This window comes from Brevibacterium yomogidense, from assembly GCF_900163715.1.
GTDB classification, from domain to species: domain Bacteria; phylum Actinomycetota; class Actinomycetes; order Actinomycetales; family Brevibacteriaceae; genus Brevibacterium; species Brevibacterium yomogidense_A.
Genome location: NZ_FWFF01000001.1, coordinates 608,073 through 624,402 on the forward strand (window position 1 = coordinate 608,073; position 16,330 = coordinate 624,402).

Consider the following 16,330-nt stretch of genomic DNA (forward strand, 5'->3'; position numbering starts at 1 on the left):
GTGCGGAGTGAACTGGAACACTGTGAGGAGCTGTGGGCCGGGAGCCCCGACCGTCTCACGCGGAGCTCCACGGCTACTCGACACGACCCGCTCTCGACCCGACTGGCCCCTCGATACGAAGGCCCCTCGACACGACCCCACCCCTCAGGAGGAGCATTGGCGCCCCCACCGGAAGAGCTCCGCACCACCGTCGCCATCGTGGGCGCGGGACCGGCCGGTCTCGCGCTCGCCCACCTGCTGCACACGGTCGGCATCGACAGCATCGTGGTCGACAACCGCGACCGGGAGACGATCGCCACGACGCACCGCGCGGGCATCCTCGAGCAGGGATCCGTGGAGCTCCTCGCTGACACCGGGGCCGTTACCCGTGTGCACACGCACGGCCATGAGCACGAGGGCACCGTCTTCCGCGTGGACGGGGTGGACCACCGGATCGACTTCCAGGGGCTCGTGGGCGCCTCCGTCTGGCTGTACCCGCAGAACGAGGTGTTCGTCGATCTGGCGCAGACGCGCGATGCCGCGGGCGGCACCGTGTTCTACGGCGTCAGCGACACGAGCCCGGCCGCCTTCGACACGGATCGCCCGCACGTCGACTTCACGGATGCGGACGGCACGCCGCGGCGGATCGTCTGCGACTGGCTCGTGGGCGCGGACGGATCCCGCAGCGTCTGCCGGAACGCGATCCCGGAGGCCGAGCGACAGCGCTTCTCCCTCGAGTACCCCTTCGCCTGGTTCGGGATCCTCTGCGAAGCCCCGCCCAGTGCGCCGGAGCTCATCTACTCCCGCTCCGAGCGCGGCTTCGCGCTCATCTCGCAGCGCAGCGACACCGTCCAGCGGATGTACTTCCAGTGCAGCCCGGATGAGGACGCCTCCGCCTGGTCGGACGACCGGATCTTCGCGGAGCTGCAGGCGCGGGTCGACGGCCCGGACGGCTTCGAGCTCACCACCGGTCCCGTCTTCGAGCGGACGGTCCTCCCGTTCCGGTCGTACGTGTCCGAACCGATGCGCTCCGGTCGCCTGCTGCTCGCGGGCGATGCCGCCCACACCGTGCCGCCGACGGGCGCGAAGGGCCTCAACCTGGCGCTCCAGGACGTCCGCGTGCTCTTCGAAGCGCTGCGCGACGCTGTGCTGTCCGGTGACGAATCCGGTGTCGACGGCTACTCCGACCGCGCGCTGCAGCGCGTGTGGAAAGCGCAGAACTTCTCCTACTGGGTGACGTCCCTCATGCACCGGGACCCGCAGGCCGGCGACTTCGAGACCCGTCGCCGGGCGGGCGAGCTGCGCGGCCTGCTGGAGTCCGATCACGGCAGGGCCTACCTCGCGGAGGCGTACACCGGCTGGCCGCGCGAGAGCAGGCTGACATGACGCAGCGAACGACAGAACCACAGACGCAGGGACTGACAGTCGAAGCGAACCACAGATCACGGACACACAGCGCCGACTCGGAGAGGAGTGCGACATGAGCGCGGAGACCACGCGACAGGATGCAGTCCAGGCCCAGGGCCAGCCGGAGACACAGGGCCCGGATGACGCCGCGGCGACGCAGCGCCAGATGACCGCGGAGATCGAGGGCATCCACGGGGAGTACACGGGGCAGAGGGACAGCGGCGGGCGGGAGGAGTCGCAGCCGCGACTCGACTTCCCGCCCTACCGGTCCTCGATCCTCCGCCACCCCACGAAGGACCTGTTCCACACGGATCCGGAGACGATCGAGACCTTCTCGCCCGCTTTCGGCCACCGGGACGTGGGCGAGCTCGAATCGGATCTCACGATCCAGGCGAACGGCGAGCCGATCGGCGAGCGCATCCGCGTGCGCGGTCGCGTGGTCGACGGCGACGGTCGCCCGGTCGCAGGTCAGCTGGTCGAGGTCTGGCAGGCGAACGCCGCCGGGCGGTACATCCACAAGCGCGATCAGCACCCGGCCCCCATCGACCCGAACTTCACGGGCGTGGGCCGCACGCTCACGGGGCCGGACGGCTCGTACGACTTCATCACGATCAAGCCGGCGCCGTACCCGTGGAAGAACCACCGCAACGCGTGGCGGCCCGCGCACATCCACTTCAGCCTGTTCGGCACGGACTTCACGCAGCGGAAGATCACGCAGATGTACTTCCCGTCCGACCCGCTGTTCGCGCTCGATCCGATCTACCAGTCGATCACGGATCAGAAGGCCCGCGATCGGCTGGTCGCGCAGTATGACCACGATGTGTCGGAGCACGAGTTCCTGCTGGGCTACCGGTGGGACATCGTCGTGAGCGGCAGCGCACGCACCTGGACGGAGGACGAGGGCGATGAGTGACATGACGAGCAGCACCGCAGCGGGCACCGCGGACCGGGCCGCGGCCTCGGGCCGGTACACCGGGGCCGACCTCACCACCGGAGACCTCGTCCCCACGCCGGCGCAGACGATCGGGCCGTTCTACGGGTTCGCCCTGGAGTACGAGCACGGGAACGAACTGGTGCCCGTGGGCAGTGCGCGAGCGGTGCGCCTGCACGGCACGGTGACCGACGGTGCAGGCACCCCGGTCCCCGATGCGCTGCTGGAGATCTGGCAGGCCGATGAGTCCGGAGCGATCCCGGATGTCGAGGGATCGCTCCTGCGTGACGGCTTCACCTTCACCGGCTTCGGCCGCGAGGGCACGGACGGGTCGGGGAACTTCACCTTCTCGACGGTCGACCCGGGGCCCACCCAGCCCGGATCGGCCCCCTTCATCTCGCTGTGCGTCTTCGCGCGAGGCCTGCTCAACCGCCTCTTCACCCGCATCTACCTGCCGGAGGACGAGGCGGCGCTCGCGGCCGACCCGCTCCTGTCCCAGCTTCCCGCGGACCGCCGGAAGACGCTCATCGCGACCCGCGAGGAGGACGGGAGCCTCCGCTTCGACGTCCGCCTCCAGGGCGACGACGAGACCGTGTTCCTGAAGTTCCCGAGGAACGATGACTTCTGAGGCAGGCTTGAGGGTATGACCGCAAGCGATCGTCCTCAGCCCGCCGGGACCTCGGCGGCGTCCGCAGACGATGCCACGATGCTGCTGTTCGCACCGGGCACCGCACCGGACGCCGCAGCGGTGGGCGACCGCGCGCTGCTGGGCGCGCTCGTGGAGGCCGAGGCCGGCTGGGTCGGCGCGCAGGCGGACCTCGGACTCGTGTCGCAGGAGACCGCCGCCGAGGTCGTGGCCGCCCTGGGCGCGCCCGCGGACTACCCGGTGGCGGACATCGCTGCGGACGCGGCCTCGGGCGGGAACCCCGTCATCCCGTTCCTGGCCCACGCGCGGCAGAAGGTCGCCGGGCTGCCGGGCGCCGATGCGCTTCACAGAGGGCTCACCAGCCAGGACGTGATGGATACGGCGATGGTGCTCGTCCTCGGCCGGACGATCGCGGTGGTCAGCGCGCGGCTCGAAGCCGTGATCAGCGGGTTTTCGGCGCTGTCACGGTCGTACCGCAGCACGCCGTGCCTCGCCCACACCCTCACGCAGGCGGCGCTGCCCACGACCGCGGGGCTGCGGTTCGCGCACTGGACGCGCAGCGTCGCGGATGCTCGCGAGGAGCTGGCACGTGTGGTCCCGACCGTCCAGCTGGGCGGCGCCGCGGGCACGCGCGCCGCGCTCGGCGAGATCCGTGCCGAAAATGAAGCTGGACTCAGCGGGACTGACTTCGAGGCGGCATGGGCGGCCCGGCTGGGTCTTGCCGCGGCCGGGTACCCCTGGCACGTCGACCGGCTGCGGGTGCTCGGCTGGGCACAGGCGCTCGCGGGCGTGAGCCTCGCCGGGCAGCGGGTGGCCCGCGACGTGCTCACCGGCGCCCGGACGGAGGTCGGCGAACTGCGGGAGGCAGGCGGCGGGGGCTCGTCCGCGATGCCGCAGAAGTCGAACCCCACGGTGTCCGTCCTGCTGTCGCGGACCGGGCAGGAAGCACCGGGACTGCTCGCGACCGTCGCGCAGGCGGTGGGGCAGGCCGTGGATGAGCGCCCGGACGGGGCGTGGCACGCGGAGTGGACCGCGCTCGCCCGCCTGCAGCTCGGAGCGCTCACGAGCGCTCGCCTGCTCGGGGACCTCGCCGACCGGCTCGAGGTGGACGCCGGTGCGATGCGCCGGAACCTCGAGGCGGCCGGTCCCGGGGTCGTGTCCGAGCGACTCGTCCACGCCCTGGCGCCGGATGTGACGAAGACGCAGATCACAGAGGCCCTGGGCGCGGCGGCGGACGCGGGCGACGCGCGCGAACGGCTGGCGGCTGTGGTGCCCGCTGCCCGGCGGAGCGACCTCGGCGCACTGCTCGACCCGGCCGCGTACACGGGCGAGGCGACCGCTCTCGTGGATCGGATCCTCGCCACCCTCACCACCCTTGACCCCGACAGTTCCGCGGAAGACCCTTCGAAAGGATCGGACTCATGACGACTCTCACCGCCACGCACCTGCCGACGGGAGGTGCCGCTGACGCAGCCGCCGGCTCCCGCGTCCTCGTGGTCCTGCCGTCCCTGGGGACCGCCGTGCAGCCGCTGTGGCAGTACGCGACGGCGCAGCTGCCCAGCGACTGGACCGTGGTGGGCATCGACCTGCCCGGCCACGGACGATCAGCCCCCGTCGCGGCGCGCGCGGGCATCGCCCTGACGATGGAGGAGCTCGCGGAGCAGGTGCTGGAGTCCGTGCGGTCCGTCCTGCCGGACGTGGGGTCATTCGCTGTCGCAGGCGATTCCGTGGGCGGTGCGATCGCGCTGCAGCTGGCACTGTCGCATCCGGAGACCGTGGACGCGGCGGGCGTGTTCTGCTCCGGCGCGAAGATCGGGACGGCGGAAGCCTGGGAGGAGCGCGCCGCCTTCGTGGAGGAGGCGGGGACGCCCACGATGGTCGAGGGGTCCGCACAGCGCTGGTTCGCGCCGGGCTTCATCGAGGCGCAGCCCGTCGTGTCGACGGAGCTGCTGCATTCCCTGCAGGGGACCGACCGATTTTCGTACGCGGCGGTGTGCCGTGCGCTCGCGGCGTTCGACGTGCGGGATCGGCTGGGCGACGTGCGCGTCCCGATCCTGGCGGTCGCCGGTGAGCACGATCAGCCGACTCCGCCCGCGAGCCTGCAGGCGATCGCCGATGGCGTGCCGCACGGGCGGTTCGAGGTCGTCGCCGATGCCGCCCACCTCGTCCCGGCAGAGGCCCCCGAGGTCGCGGCCGAGCTGCTGCACGGGTTCCTCCTGGGAGCCGGGTCGGCGGTCCAGGGGAGCGGTGAGGGTTCCCCGGCGGGGGCCTCGGCGGGGGGAGCGGCCGCAACGGTCGGGCCGGTCGAGTCGGTCGCGACTCCCGGAGCCGGAGAGGCAGCTGGTACTGGCGAGGCGGCGGGGACAGCCGCGCCTGGTGTCACTGACGCCGGCCTGCCGGACCTGACGCGTTCCCAGGTGCACGAGGCCGGCACGGCGGTACGCCGCGAGGTCCTCTCCGACGAGCACGTCGACCGGGCGAACGCGTCGATCACGGAGTTCACGCAGGACTTCCAGGACTTCATCTCGCGGTACGCGTGGGGTGAGATCTGGACGCGGCCGGGCATCGACCGGCGGATGCGCTCTGCGGTGACGCTCACGGCGATGGTCGCGGGCGGCCACCAGGAGGAGCTCGCGATGCACGTGCGCGCAGCGGTCCGCAACGGGCTCACGCGCGACGAGATCAAGGAGATCCTCCTGCAGAGCGCGGTCTACTGCTCCGTTCCGAGCGCGAACACGGCCTTCAAGATCGCGGGTCAGGTGCTCGCGGACCTCGACGCGGAGAGGTGAAGCCGGACGAACCCCGCGAGTGAGTGCTAGGTGGTCCATCTGATCGATGAGTGGGACCACCTAGCACTCACTCGATTCTGAGCGGAGCCCCCGTGGAAGGTGGGGCTTCGGCTTGGTCGAGCCCGTCGTCAGCCTCAGTGCTGGGCGCTGAACTCCTCCTCCACGAGCGCCATGTTCGCCTGGGCGCCCGCCGTGACCCCGTCAGCCATCGCGCCGGCGACCATCATGCCGACGTTCGTGACGTTGCCGGCCGCGAAGACACCGGGGACGTTCGTCGCCTTCTGCATGTCGACGGGCACGAACTGACCCATCACGTTCTCCTCGACTGCCAGTCCGAGCGCATCGACGAGCACGGAGTCGATCCGCATGCGCGTTCCCACGAGGATCGAGTCGAGGGCGACCGGCGCCTCCAGTCCGGCGACGACGGCACCTGTGAGGCGCCGCTGCTCGTGGGCATCATCACCGCGGGAGCCAGCATCGCGGTACTCACCGCGGCGGGAGTCGTCGGCGCGGGAGCTGGCCTCGTCCGCGTCGGCCGCGTGATCGCTGAGGACCTCTCGCACCGCACCCTCGATGACCCGCACACCGCGCGATGCGAGGACAGCTCGGTCATCGGCGCTGGGGGCCGGCTGGTCGTGCAGCAGCACCGTGACGTCATCCGACCACTGCCGGATGAGCTTCGCCTGGTGCAGCCACATCGGACCGGTCGCCAGCACACCGATCCGGCCGCCGCGGACCTCGTACCCGTGGCAGTACGGGCAGTGGACGACGTCCTGCCCCCAATGGTCAGCCAGGCCGGGGATGTCCGGCAGCGTGTCGACGGCGCCGGAGGCGAGCACGATCCGGCGAGCGCGGACTGTCGAGGGGTCGCGGGACTCAGGGGCAGCGGCCTCGGCGGCGGGCGCCTCTTCTGCAGGGCGCAGTCCGGGTGAGGGGACCCGGGGGTCTGCGGCCACCGCCGCGATCGTGACTGCGAAGCCGTCTGCAGGGGAACCGCTCACATCGGTCACGGTCCCGTCGATGAGCTGGGCGCCGTAGGAGGCGGCCTCCGCGCGGCCCTTCTCCACGAGCTCCAGCGGATCGATGCCCTCATTGCCGAGCAGGTTGTGCGCGCCTGCGGCCGGTGCGTTCCGCGGCGACCCGGCGTCGACGACGAGGACGCTGCGCAGCGCCCTGCCCAGCGTGAGCGCGGCGCTGAGGCCTGCGACGCCGCCGCCGATCACGACGACGTCATAGGTGGGGACGTCATAGGTGGGAGTGTGCGGGGTCTGAGTCATGGTGCGCTCCTTCAGGTGGGGATGCATGCACTCTGGACCCGGGAGGGCTCGGGCGACGATAATCGTTGCTGAATCGGCAAGATGATGTGTCGGTATGTCCGCAAGACTGCCAGTGGGTCAGACGGCAGGCCGGCCAATGGGCAAGACGGCAAGTAGGGAAGCACGCAAGCCGCCTCGACGGCGAGGCGACGAGAGGGGACGCGTATGGATGCGGTCGACCGCGAGTCTGAGATCGCGACCGGGCGCGGCGCCGTGCGCGGGCCCGGGACAGTCCGAGAGCCTGCGCAGAGTGAGGTGGGGGAGGTCGTGGAGTCCGTGGGGCCTCGGCTGCGGGAGCGACGGACGGCCCGCGGGCTGTCACTCACCGCGCTGAGCGAGCGGACCGGGATCTCCGTGAGCACGCTGTCCAGGCTGGAGACGGGCGCGCGGATACCCGGTCTCGAGCACCTGGTCGCGCTCGCCCGCGCCCACCACGTGAGCCTCGATGCGCTCGTGGGGACGCGCTTCTCGTGGGATCCGCGGCTGCGGTACGACACGTACGAGGACTCGGGGCGGACTGTCATGCCCATCGCCCCGGCCGCAGGAGGGCTGTGGGTCGAGCACGCGATCATCAGGCCGCCGGCGTCGGGGATCGCGGAGCCTGCGGTCCACGTGCACGGGCACGAGGGGGAGGTCGGCGGTCATGGTGCTCACGGGGGTGGGCGCGGGGGTGGGCGCGGGCGAGCGCACGTCTTCGAGCCCGAGGCGCTCCAGACCCATCGCGGCTACGTGTGGCTGCTCGTGCTGGCGGGATCGCTGCGGCTTCTCGTGGGTGCCCACGACCTCGTGCTCGATCCCGGCGAGGCCGCGGAGTTCGACACCCGTGTGCCCCACTGGCTCGGGCCCGCGGTGGATCAGCCGGCCGAGGTCCTCAACGTCCATGGCCCGGAAGGTCAGCGCATCCGCGTGCGGGCGCGGCCCAAGCAGTGAGGGCGCGCCCAGGGGAGTGCACGGGGCGACCTGACCCAGACGGGGCGACGCGACCCAGATGGGGCGCCGCGACCCACCAACTTTGATCAGACCGCATAGGAAAGAAGCTGTGCGGCCTGATGAAAGCTGGTGGGTCGTCGGACCAGGGTGGTGGGTGCCTAGATCCGGCCGCACCGCCCGCTCGCTCAGGCCGCGGTGTCGGCCTGCTGCTCGTAGCCGTTCAGGAATTCGCCCAGGCGGTCCAGCGCCTCGTCGAGTACCTCCATGCTCGGCAGGGTCACCAGCCGGAAGTGGTCCGGCCTGTCCCAGTTGAACGCGGTGCCGTGGGACACGAGGATCTTCTGCTCCCGCAGCAGATCGAGCGCGAAGCGCTGATCGTCGACGATCCCGAACTTCTCCACATCGAGCTTCGCGAAGAGGTAGAGCGCGCCATCGGCCGGCTGGGCACTCACCCCGTCGATCTCGTTGAGCTTCCGCGCGGACAGCTCCATCTGCGCGCCCAGCCGGCCGGTGGGCAGGACGAGGTCCTCGATGGTCTGGTGCCCGCCCAGCGCGGCCTGGATCGCATGCTGTGCGGGGACGTTCGAGCACATCCGCATGTTCGCGAGCAGGCGGATCCCCTCGACGTAGCTGCTCGCCCGCTGGAGCGGTCCGGTGATCGCGAGCCAGCCCGACCGGTAGCCGGCGATCCGATAGGCCTTCGACAGGCCGGAGAACGTGAGGCACAGGACATCGTCGCCGGTGAGCGTCGCGAGGTTGATCATCTCCGCGTCGCCGTAGGTGATCTTCTCGTAGATCTCATCCGCGAACATGAGGAGGTCGTGCTCCCGGGCGAGCTCCACGAGGCCCTCGAGCGTCTCCTTCGAGTACACCGCGCCCGTGGGGTTGTTCGGGTTGATGACGACGATCCCGCGCGTGCGCGGAGTGATCTTCGCGGCGATGTCCTCGAGATCGGGCATCCAGCCCGCGTCCTCCGCGCACCGGTAGTGGACCGGGGTGCCGCCGGACAGCGCGACCGAGGCCGTCCACAGCGGGTAGTCCGGCATCGGCACAAGGATCTCATCTCCCGGATCGCACAGCGCCTGCATGGCGAGCGTGATGAGCTCGCTGACGCCGTTGCCCAGGTACACGTCATCCGCGTCGAGCGAGCGGATCCCCTTCGTCTCGTAGTACTGGACGACCGCGCGCCGCGCAGACAGGATGCCGCGCGAATCGCTGTACCCCTGCGCCTCCGGCAGGTGCTTGATCATGTCGACGAGGATGGCGTCCGGCGCCTCGAACCCGAACGGCGCAGGATTGCCGATGTTGAGCTTCAGGATGCGGTTTCCCGCCGCCTCCATGCGATCGGCCTCTTCGAGGACCGGTCCCCTGATGTCGTAGAGGACGTTGGCGAGTTTGGAGGACTGCGAGAACACGTTCATCCCTTCGAGGAGGATCACTGGTCGCCGAGGCCGTGCCCCGGTCTGAGGCCCACAGTACGACCGACGGACTCCGGTTGTCGCACTCCGTAAGGTATGAACTGCCCTCCATTGCGCTGATCCAGTGCCCTTCCATTGGTATGCGGGACGATTTCGCGGCAGCGGTGCAGGTCCGCGGCTAGTCTGGTGACGTGGAACCGCTCATGCTCTCCCTCGACCTTCTGGGGGTGCTCGCCTTCGCCGTGTCGGGCAACCTGCTCGCCGCCCGGAAGAACATCGACATCATGGGCAGCCTGGTGCTCGGCCTGTGCGCGGGACTGGGCGGCGGCATGATGCGGGACGTCATCCTGGGGCGCGTCCCGAATTCCCTCCAGGAGCCGATCTACCTCATCCCTCCCGTCGTCACCGCGCTCACCGTCTATCTGTTGGGCCAGCGTGCGCTCCACGCCCGCGTCCCCATCGTCGCCTTCGACGCCCTGGGCCTGGGCGTCTTCGCGACGACGGGCACCACCATCGCGATGGATGCGGGGCTGCCGTTCGCCTCTGCGATCCTCCTGGGCGTGCTCACCGCAGTGGGCGGCGGGATGATCCGCGACGTCCTCGCCAACGAGATCCCGGCGGTCTTCAACGGGTCCGATCTCTACATCATCCCCGCGATCGTCGGTGCCGGTCTCACGGCGCTGCTCTGGGGCATCGGATGGTTCGAGTCGTGGGTCGCGCTCGTCATCGCGGCGCTGGTCTTCCTAGTCCGGATGCTCGCGTGGCACCTCGAATGGCGGGTCCCGTCCCCCATGCGCGGCTGGTCGTACTCCGGTGCGCGCAGCGTTCTTCCCCGCCGCGGTCGACTGTTCGCCTTCCGGCGTCCCTCAGGACGCGACCGCGGCGTGTTCGCCCCGCGCCGCTCGCGGAAGACCGCTGAGCCGGACAAGCGCGACGGTGAGGACTGACGCGCGTGAAGCTGCTCAGACCATGAGGACTGACCGCGCATGCGGCCACCCAGTTCACGAGGGCTGACGCGCATGAGCACGCTCAGACGGTGACGAGGAGCAGGCCCGCCAGCCCGCCCACCAGCAGCGCGATGCGCGACGACCACCGTGTGCGCTGCACCATCTGACGCAGCCGGCGGCGGGCGGAGAATGCGGTGTCGAGGTCGACGCCCGGCGCGAACGCCCGCGAGTCCGCCTGCGTGTCCAGGACGGCGCGGCGCGGGGCGGACGGATCGAGGCGCACGGGCAGGACGCTTCGCTTCCGCACGCTCCCCGCGTCCACGGGATCGAGCGTCCAGTGGACGTCCGTCGAGAACATGCGCCCGGTCGACGTGCGGATCAGCAGTGTCGCGTCGAGACCCGCCCGCGGGCCGGGAGTGGGGTCCGAGGCCCTCATCACCTTGGCGATCGCCGGCGCTCCGGTGCGGCGGATGTGGGCTGCGGTCCGCCGATCGATCTCGAGGCGCGCCGCGGGCCGCATCCCCGCCAGCAGCAGCGCGCCGGCGGCCACCGCGAGGCCCCACGGCCACAGAGCCAGGGTGGCGGCGACGAGGGGAGAGGCCTGCGCCGCATCCGGCAGGCCCATGACGCCGAGGGTCAGGAGGCTCACGAGCTCGCCAGCCACCATCCCGACGCCCAGGCCCAGGCACCACCAGAGGGCCGTGCGACCGACGGGGGTCGCACGGCCCTCTGCGATCGGCACGATGGTGCCCTCGTGAGCCATAACCGAACGCTAGATCGTTCGAATGCCGTGAGGGTGTCCGGAAAGTGAACGCGCGCGAGCCTCCGGCTGGTGGTTTGCCGGGCTTCAGCCGGTCTGCCGGGCCTCAGCCCACACCCAGCGGGTCATCGCTAGACTTGGCCCAGTGACTTCGACCTCGGCTTCTCCTCACCTGCGTCCGCTCGGCACCTGGATGGCCGCCCGCGGCGCTCTCGCGATCGTCTTCGGGATCGTCACCGTGTTCTGGCCGCGTGAGCAGATCGGCTCACCCGCGAACCTCAACATCTCGGTGTCCACCGTCGACGCGATCCTGCTCGCCTACCTCGTCCTCAGCGGACTCCTCGTCCTGTTGCAGGGCCTCGCGACGCGCACGGACGCGCGCATGGCGCTGCTGGGACAGGCCGTCGTCGTGATCCCGGGCGTCGCGTTCCTGCTCCTCGCGGACGTGCCCGGTGAGCTGCGCGCCGCGATCGCGGTGTGGGCGGTCCTCCACGGGATCCTCGAGCTGTGGATCTGGCGGCAGAACCGGGACGAGCGCATGAGCTCCGACTTCCTCATCGCCGGCGGCATCCACGTCATCCTGGGCGTCATCCTGCTCGCGGGGACGGACATGAATGCGCTCAGCGTCATGGGCTTCGCCGGGGCCGCGGCGATGATCCACGGCGTGTTCTACATGGTGGGCGGCTACTCCCGCCGCTCCCGCACGCAGGGCGGCGCTGCGGATGAGGCTGAGGACGTGGAGGTCGACGAAGCATGACCCTTCCGACGACCTCACCCGGCACGCTCCAGTCCGCAGCCCCCGCCGGCGCCGCGCGCAGCGACGGACTCCTCATCGACCTCGCGGAGGCGGCCCGGACACTCGGAGACGACATCTTCTCCCGTCTGGTCGCCCTGTCGCGCAGCCCGCAGCTGCTGGTCGCGACCGACTACGACGGGACGATCGCGCCCCTGGTCGACCGTCCCACCCGCGCGTTCCCGCTGGACCTCAACGTCGCGACGATGCGCGCCCTGTCGACGATGCCGTCGACGCAGTCCGCGGTCATCTCCGGCCGCTCCCTGCGTGATCTCGCTGCGATGTCGCGGCTGCCCCGCGAAGTGCACCTCGTGGGTTCGCACGGCGGCGAGTTCGGCATCGATGAGTTCGACGACATCGCACCTCAGACGCAGGAGCGGCTCACCGCCCTGCGCTCGGCGCTGCTCGACCTGAGCCGCGAGCATCCGGACCTCCTCCTCGAGTTCAAGCCGCTGGGTGCCGCCGTGCACCTCCGCGGCCGTCCGCCCGCACAGCGCGAGGCGGTCACCGCGTGGGTCCAGGAGACCTGCGCGCGGGTGGGGATCGAACCGGTCCGGGGCCGCGATGTCTTCGACCTCACCGTCATCCCCGGTTCCAAGGGCGATGCGCTCGAGGCGCTGCGTGCGCGGCTCGGAGCGGACACGGTCCTCTACATCGGCGACGACGTCGCGGACGAGGCCGCGCTCGCGACGCTGCGCGACGGCGACCTCGGTCTGCGTGTGGGCGCGGACGGCGACACGCAGGCGCACTCCCGCATCGCCGATCCCGGCACCGTGGGGATCGCACTCGCCGCGCTCTACGAGCTGAGGCGGTCGTGGCTCTTCGGCCGCTCGTCCACCCCCATCGAGCGGCACAGCCTCCTGGGCAACGGCCATTCGACCGCGCTCGTCGACCCGAACGGACGCGTCTGCTGGATGCCGCACCCGCTGCCGCACTCCGCGAGCGTGTTCTCCGAGATCCTCGGCTCCTCCTCCGCCGGCTACTTCTCCGTCGGCCCCGCCGCACAGGCGGCAGACATGGAGAACCGTGCCGACGCCGCCCGCACGCGGCCGCTGACCCAGCGCTACCGGGACGACACCATGACGGTGGTGACCCGGTGGGCGGGCCTCGAGGTCTCCGACTACCTGGCACCCGTGCCCGATGACTCGCAGGACACCGTCCTGATCCGCGTGCTCACCGGCACCGCGCCCACGGAGATCCGCTTCGCCCCGCGCCTGGACTACGGCGCGGCACCCACCTCGCTCGAGGCGGAGCCGGGCATCGTCCGCGTCGACAACACCAGCGAGCCCATGGCTCTGCACGCGCCCGGCGTCGACTTCGAGATCGTCGAGGAGCGTGGGTCCCACACTGCAGTCGCACGCGTGGTCCCGGCTGATCTGCCCGGCGGCGAGCTGGTGCTGGCCTTCGCCTGCGGCGGAGCCTCCGACTTCCTCGACTCCGTGCTCGCCGGCGATGAGCGCCGCGTGCGCGCACTCGCAGAGGGCTTCTGGGAGAACTGGGCGCGCTCGCTCGCGCTGCCGGAGCAGATGCGCGAGGGCGTCGTCCGGTCCGCGCTCACGCTGCGCGCCCTCTGTCACGCACCCACCGGCGGCGTGCTCGCGGCCCCCACCACGTCTCTGCCGGAGGGGATCGGCGGCGTCCGCAACTGGGACTACCGCTACACCTGGCTGCGCGACGGCTCCATGACCGTGCGCGCGCTCCTCGATCTGGGATCGACCGCAGAGGCCGAGGGCTTCGTCCACTGGCTGCGGGGCATCCTCGCCGAGGCCCCGGGGCCGGAGTTCCTCCACCCCCTGTACGCGGTGGACGGGTCCGCACTCACGTCCGAGGCGGTGCTCGAGCACCTGCCGGGCTACGCCGGCTCCCGCCCCGTGCGCGTGGGCAACGCCGCCGAGCACCAGGTGCAGCTGGACGTCTTCGGCCCCGTCGCCGAGCTGCTGCGGGACATCGTCACCGCTCGTGGCGCGATCGACGATGCGGAGTGGGAGCTGCTCGTCGCGATGGGCACCGCCGTCGAGGCCCGCTGGCACGAGGAGGACCACGGCATCTGGGAGGCGCGCCGCCCGCCCAAGCACAACGTGTACACGAAGGTGATGTGCTGGGTGACCCTCGATCGCGCGATCGACGTGGCGGACAGGTTCGGGCTGACCCTGCCCGGCGCGTGGCGGGGCCTGCGCGAGCAGATCGCGGAGGAGGTCACCGACCGCGGCTGGAGCGAGACCGCCCAGTCCTACACCGTGGCCTACGACGACGACGACCTCGACGCCGCCAGCCTGTTCGTCGGCCTGTCCGGGATGCTCGCGGCGGACGACCCGCGGTTCCTCGCCACTGTGGACGCGGTCGAGCGCGAGCTGCGGGAGGGACCCACGGTCTTCCGCTACCGCTACGACGACGGTCTGCCGGGGCTGGAGGGCGGTTTCCACATCTGCACGACGTGGCTCATCGAGGCGTTCCTGCTCACGGGCCGCATCGACGAGGCCCGGTCGCTCTTCCGACAGCTGGACAAGCTCCGCGGTCCCACGGGCCTGCTCGCAGAGGAATACGATCCGCTCGCCGAACAGCACCTCGGCAACCACCCGCAGGCGTACTCGCACCTGGGGTACATCCGCGTGGTGCGGCTCGCTGCGGAACTGGGCTGCTCCCTGGAATGACCTGACGACCGGACGACCCGCGCCCGAGGCGGTGGCTGAGTCGTCGGACCGCCGCCCGAGCGCGCGGGGCCCGGGGAGCGTGCGGGGCCGGGGGCGCGTCAGCCCGCCGGGACCTCGGGCGCGGGGGCCTGCGGGAAGCGGACGGTCGTGTGGGCCCCGCCGTTCGGGCCGTTCGCGAACTCGATCGTCATGCCCAGCAGGCGGGCCTGACCCTGGGCGATGACGAGGCCCAGCCCCATCCCGCCGCCGCCGGCGGACACGAACCGCGTGGGCCCGGTCGCGACGATGTCCGGCGGGTAGCCGGGTCCCGAATCCCTGATGACGACGGCATCCGGCCGTGTCTCGACCTCGATGGGGTCCGCGCCGTGCTTGACGGCGTTCACGAGCAGGTTCGTGATGATCCGCTCGAAGCGCCGCTGATCCGTGACGATCCGGGTGTCGCCCGCGCCGTAGGCGATGTCGACCGGATGGCCGGCCAGGGTGCCGGAGCCCTCGAGTGTGGTCATGAGCGAGTGCATGCTCGCGTCGACGGAGATCGGCCCCATCATCGTCTCCGCGCGGCCCGCGTCCAGGCGCGAGACCTCCAGGAGGTCCTCTACGAGCACCTGCATGCGCGTGACGCGCTCCTTCACGAGTTCGGCCGGGCGGGACTCCTCCTCGAGCAGATTCGCGGCGTTCACGAGGCCGGTGAGCGGCGTGCGCATCTCGTGGGCGAGGTCCGCTGTGAAGCGCTGCTCGGACTCGATCTTCTCCGTGAGCCGCTCGACGGCGAAGTCGACTGCCAGTGCGAAGTCCGCGACCTCGTCGTTGCCGTAGTCGATGACGTCCGACACGCGGTCCGTGGTCTCCCCGTGCGCGATCCGCCGTGCCGCCTGGGCGCCCACGGTGAGTCTGCGGGAGATCTGGCCGGCGGCGAACGTGGCGATCCCGCCGATCAGCAGGGCGGAGCCGAGCATACCCAGCAGCACTGCCCGGTCGATGCCGGCGAGCAGCCTCTCCGACTCCGCCGTCGACTGGCGCACGGAGATCACGGCGGTGTGCGAGCCCACCTGGATCGGCGCCGCCGCCCACATGTAGTCCTGGTCGTCCGCACTGCTGAGAGTCGTCACGGACTGCCCGCGCAGAGCGGACTCGCGTGCATCCGCCGGCAGACCCGGGTCGTCGATCATCGTGTTGAGCGCGAGCACGCCGGTGTCGGCGTACACGGTGACGGCCTGGTTGAGCTGCTCCGTCGCGTTCGCCCGTTGGCGCTCCCCCTCCGCGCGGGCCGCGGACTGGCGGACGACGACGCCGCAGGTGAGGGCGGCGATGACGACGGAGGTGATGACGAGGAGGACGATCTTCCAGCGCAGCGACATGAGTGGGGGCGACCGTCAGCCGGCGAACCGGTAGCCGAAGCCGCGGACCGTCTCGATCCGGGTTGAGCCGATCTTCTTCCGCAGCCGCTGGATGTGGACGTCGACGACCCTCGAATCGCCCGCCCACTGATAGCCCCAGACGGTATAGGCCATCTTCTCGCGGGAGTACACGTTGCCCGGCTCCTCCGTCAGCAGCATGAGGATCCGCAGCTCGGTGGGGGTCAGGTGGACCTCCTCGTCGTCGATCTCGACGGTGAGGCGGCCGGTGTCGATCGTGAGCGATCCCAGCTGCAGACGACGCACGGCGGGCACCGAGGACGCCGGTTCCGGAACGGCCGTCTGCTGCCCGGGGTCGGGGAGCTGTCTGTTATACTCATCTGACGCTGCCGACGAAGGCTTAGGTGT

Annotated in this window: 13 protein-coding genes; 9 read left to right on the forward strand and 4 right to left on the reverse strand. The window is 70.9% G+C overall.

Going from position 1 to position 16,330, the window contains the following annotated elements:
* The first annotated feature begins 156 nt into the window (after positions 1 to 156).
* The 5 genes from FM105_RS02495 (at position 157) to pcaDC (ending at position 5,752) form a co-directional block, all read left to right on the forward strand.
* Complete coding sequence (locus tag FM105_RS02495; RefSeq protein WP_087004122.1) at positions 157 to 1,365, forward strand: 4-hydroxybenzoate 3-monooxygenase; 1,209 nt, start codon at positions 157 to 159, stop codon at positions 1,363 to 1,365.
* Positions 1,366 to 1,459: 94 nt separating this feature from the next.
* The gene (pcaH, locus tag FM105_RS02500) at positions 1,460 to 2,299 is read left to right on the forward strand and encodes a protocatechuate 3,4-dioxygenase subunit beta (protein ID WP_087004127.1); all 840 of its coding nucleotides are present in this window, start codon (positions 1,460 to 1,462) and stop codon (positions 2,297 to 2,299) included.
* A 1-nt stretch (position 2,300) separates the two neighbouring features.
* Complete coding sequence (pcaG, locus tag FM105_RS02505; RefSeq protein ID WP_087004129.1) at positions 2,301 to 2,945, forward strand: protocatechuate 3,4-dioxygenase subunit alpha; 645 nt, start codon at positions 2,301 to 2,303, stop codon at positions 2,943 to 2,945.
* 15 nt (positions 2,946 to 2,960) lie between these two features.
* Positions 2,961 to 4,388 carry a lyase family protein gene (locus FM105_RS02510; protein ID WP_087004132.1) on the forward strand — a complete coding sequence of 476 codons (1,428 nt, stop codon included), beginning with the start codon at positions 2,961 to 2,963 and terminating at the stop codon, positions 4,386 to 4,388.
* Positions 4,385 to 5,752: a bifunctional 3-oxoadipate enol-lactonase/4-carboxymuconolactone decarboxylase PcaDC gene (gene pcaDC, locus FM105_RS15070; RefSeq protein ID WP_087004135.1), complete on the forward strand. Its 1,368-nt coding sequence runs from the start codon at positions 4,385 to 4,387 to the stop codon at positions 5,750 to 5,752. The genes FM105_RS02510 and pcaDC overlap by 4 nt, the downstream gene beginning before the upstream one ends.
* Positions 5,753 to 5,886: 134 nt before the next feature.
* Here the strand turns inward: pcaDC and FM105_RS02520 are convergent, their stop codons facing one another.
* Positions 5,887 to 7,029: an NAD(P)/FAD-dependent oxidoreductase gene (locus FM105_RS02520; RefSeq protein ID WP_179207024.1), complete on the reverse strand. Its 1,143-nt coding sequence runs from the start codon at positions 7,027 to 7,029 to the stop codon at positions 5,887 to 5,889.
* Between the two features lie 204 nt (positions 7,030 to 7,233).
* Between FM105_RS02520 and FM105_RS02525 the strand changes: the two genes are divergently transcribed.
* Positions 7,234 to 7,998 carry a helix-turn-helix domain-containing protein gene (locus FM105_RS02525; RefSeq protein ID WP_087004141.1) on the forward strand — a complete coding sequence of 255 codons (765 nt, stop codon included), beginning with the start codon at positions 7,234 to 7,236 and terminating at the stop codon, positions 7,996 to 7,998.
* 185 nt (positions 7,999 to 8,183) lie between these two features.
* On the opposite strand, the gene FM105_RS02530 is transcribed toward FM105_RS02525, so the two are convergent.
* Positions 8,184 to 9,419: a pyridoxal phosphate-dependent aminotransferase gene (locus FM105_RS02530; RefSeq protein WP_087004334.1), complete on the reverse strand. Its 1,236-nt coding sequence runs from the start codon at positions 9,417 to 9,419 to the stop codon at positions 8,184 to 8,186.
* A 188-nt stretch (positions 9,420 to 9,607) separates the two neighbouring features.
* Between FM105_RS02530 and FM105_RS02535 the strand changes: the two genes are divergently transcribed.
* Positions 9,608 to 10,363: a trimeric intracellular cation channel family protein gene (locus FM105_RS02535; RefSeq protein ID WP_087004144.1), complete on the forward strand. Its 756-nt coding sequence runs from the start codon at positions 9,608 to 9,610 to the stop codon at positions 10,361 to 10,363.
* 82 nt (positions 10,364 to 10,445) lie between these two features.
* On the opposite strand, the gene FM105_RS02540 is transcribed toward FM105_RS02535, so the two are convergent.
* The gene (locus FM105_RS02540; RefSeq protein ID WP_087004147.1) at positions 10,446 to 11,126 is read right to left on the reverse strand and encodes a hypothetical protein; all 681 of its coding nucleotides are present in this window, start codon (positions 11,124 to 11,126) and stop codon (positions 10,446 to 10,448) included.
* A 142-nt stretch (positions 11,127 to 11,268) separates the two neighbouring features.
* On the opposite strand from FM105_RS02540, the gene FM105_RS02545 reads away from it, so the two are divergent.
* Both FM105_RS02545 and otsB read left to right on the forward strand, forming a co-directional pair.
* Entirely contained in the window at positions 11,269 to 11,880 is a 612-nt protein-coding gene (locus FM105_RS02545; protein WP_087004151.1) for a DUF308 domain-containing protein, read from the forward strand.
* Entirely contained in the window at positions 11,877 to 14,567 is a 2,691-nt protein-coding gene (gene otsB, locus FM105_RS02550) for a trehalose-phosphatase (RefSeq protein ID WP_087004154.1), read from the forward strand. The genes FM105_RS02545 and otsB overlap by 4 nt, the downstream gene beginning before the upstream one ends.
* 98 nt (positions 14,568 to 14,665) lie before the next feature.
* On the opposite strand, the gene FM105_RS02555 is transcribed toward otsB, so the two are convergent.
* Positions 14,666 to 15,925, reverse strand: a complete 1,260-nt coding sequence (locus FM105_RS02555; RefSeq protein ID WP_087004157.1) for a sensor histidine kinase — start codon at positions 15,923 to 15,925, stop codon at positions 14,666 to 14,668.
* Positions 15,926 to 16,330 lie beyond the last annotated feature (405 nt).

What these genes read in the sequence shown, in the direction of transcription:
- pcaDC (WP_087004135.1), top strand. Translation starts at nt 4,385, where the DNA reads ATGACGACTCTCACCGCCACGCACCTGCCGACGGGAGGTGCCGCTGAC.
- otsB (WP_087004154.1), top strand. Translation starts at nt 11,877, where the DNA reads ATGACCCTTCCGACGACCTCACCCGGCACGCTCCAGTCCGCAGCCCCC.
- FM105_RS02530 (WP_087004334.1), bottom strand. Translation starts at nt 9,419, where the DNA reads ATGAACGTGTTCTCGCAGTCCTCCAAACTCGCCAACGTCCTCTACGAC.
- FM105_RS02510 (WP_087004132.1), top strand. Translation starts at nt 2,961, where the DNA reads ATGACCGCAAGCGATCGTCCTCAGCCCGCCGGGACCTCGGCGGCGTCC.
- pcaG (WP_087004129.1), top strand. Translation starts at nt 2,301, where the DNA reads ATGACGAGCAGCACCGCAGCGGGCACCGCGGACCGGGCCGCGGCCTCG.
- FM105_RS02540 (WP_087004147.1), bottom strand. Translation starts at nt 11,126, where the DNA reads ATGGCTCACGAGGGCACCATCGTGCCGATCGCAGAGGGCCGTGCGACC.
- pcaH (WP_087004127.1), top strand. Translation starts at nt 1,460, where the DNA reads ATGAGCGCGGAGACCACGCGACAGGATGCAGTCCAGGCCCAGGGCCAG.
- FM105_RS02525 (WP_087004141.1), top strand. Translation starts at nt 7,234, where the DNA reads ATGGATGCGGTCGACCGCGAGTCTGAGATCGCGACCGGGCGCGGCGCC.
- FM105_RS02555 (WP_087004157.1), bottom strand. Translation starts at nt 15,925, where the DNA reads ATGTCGCTGCGCTGGAAGATCGTCCTCCTCGTCATCACCTCCGTCGTC.
- FM105_RS02520 (WP_179207024.1), bottom strand. Translation starts at nt 7,029, where the DNA reads ATGACTCAGACCCCGCACACTCCCACCTATGACGTCCCCACCTATGAC.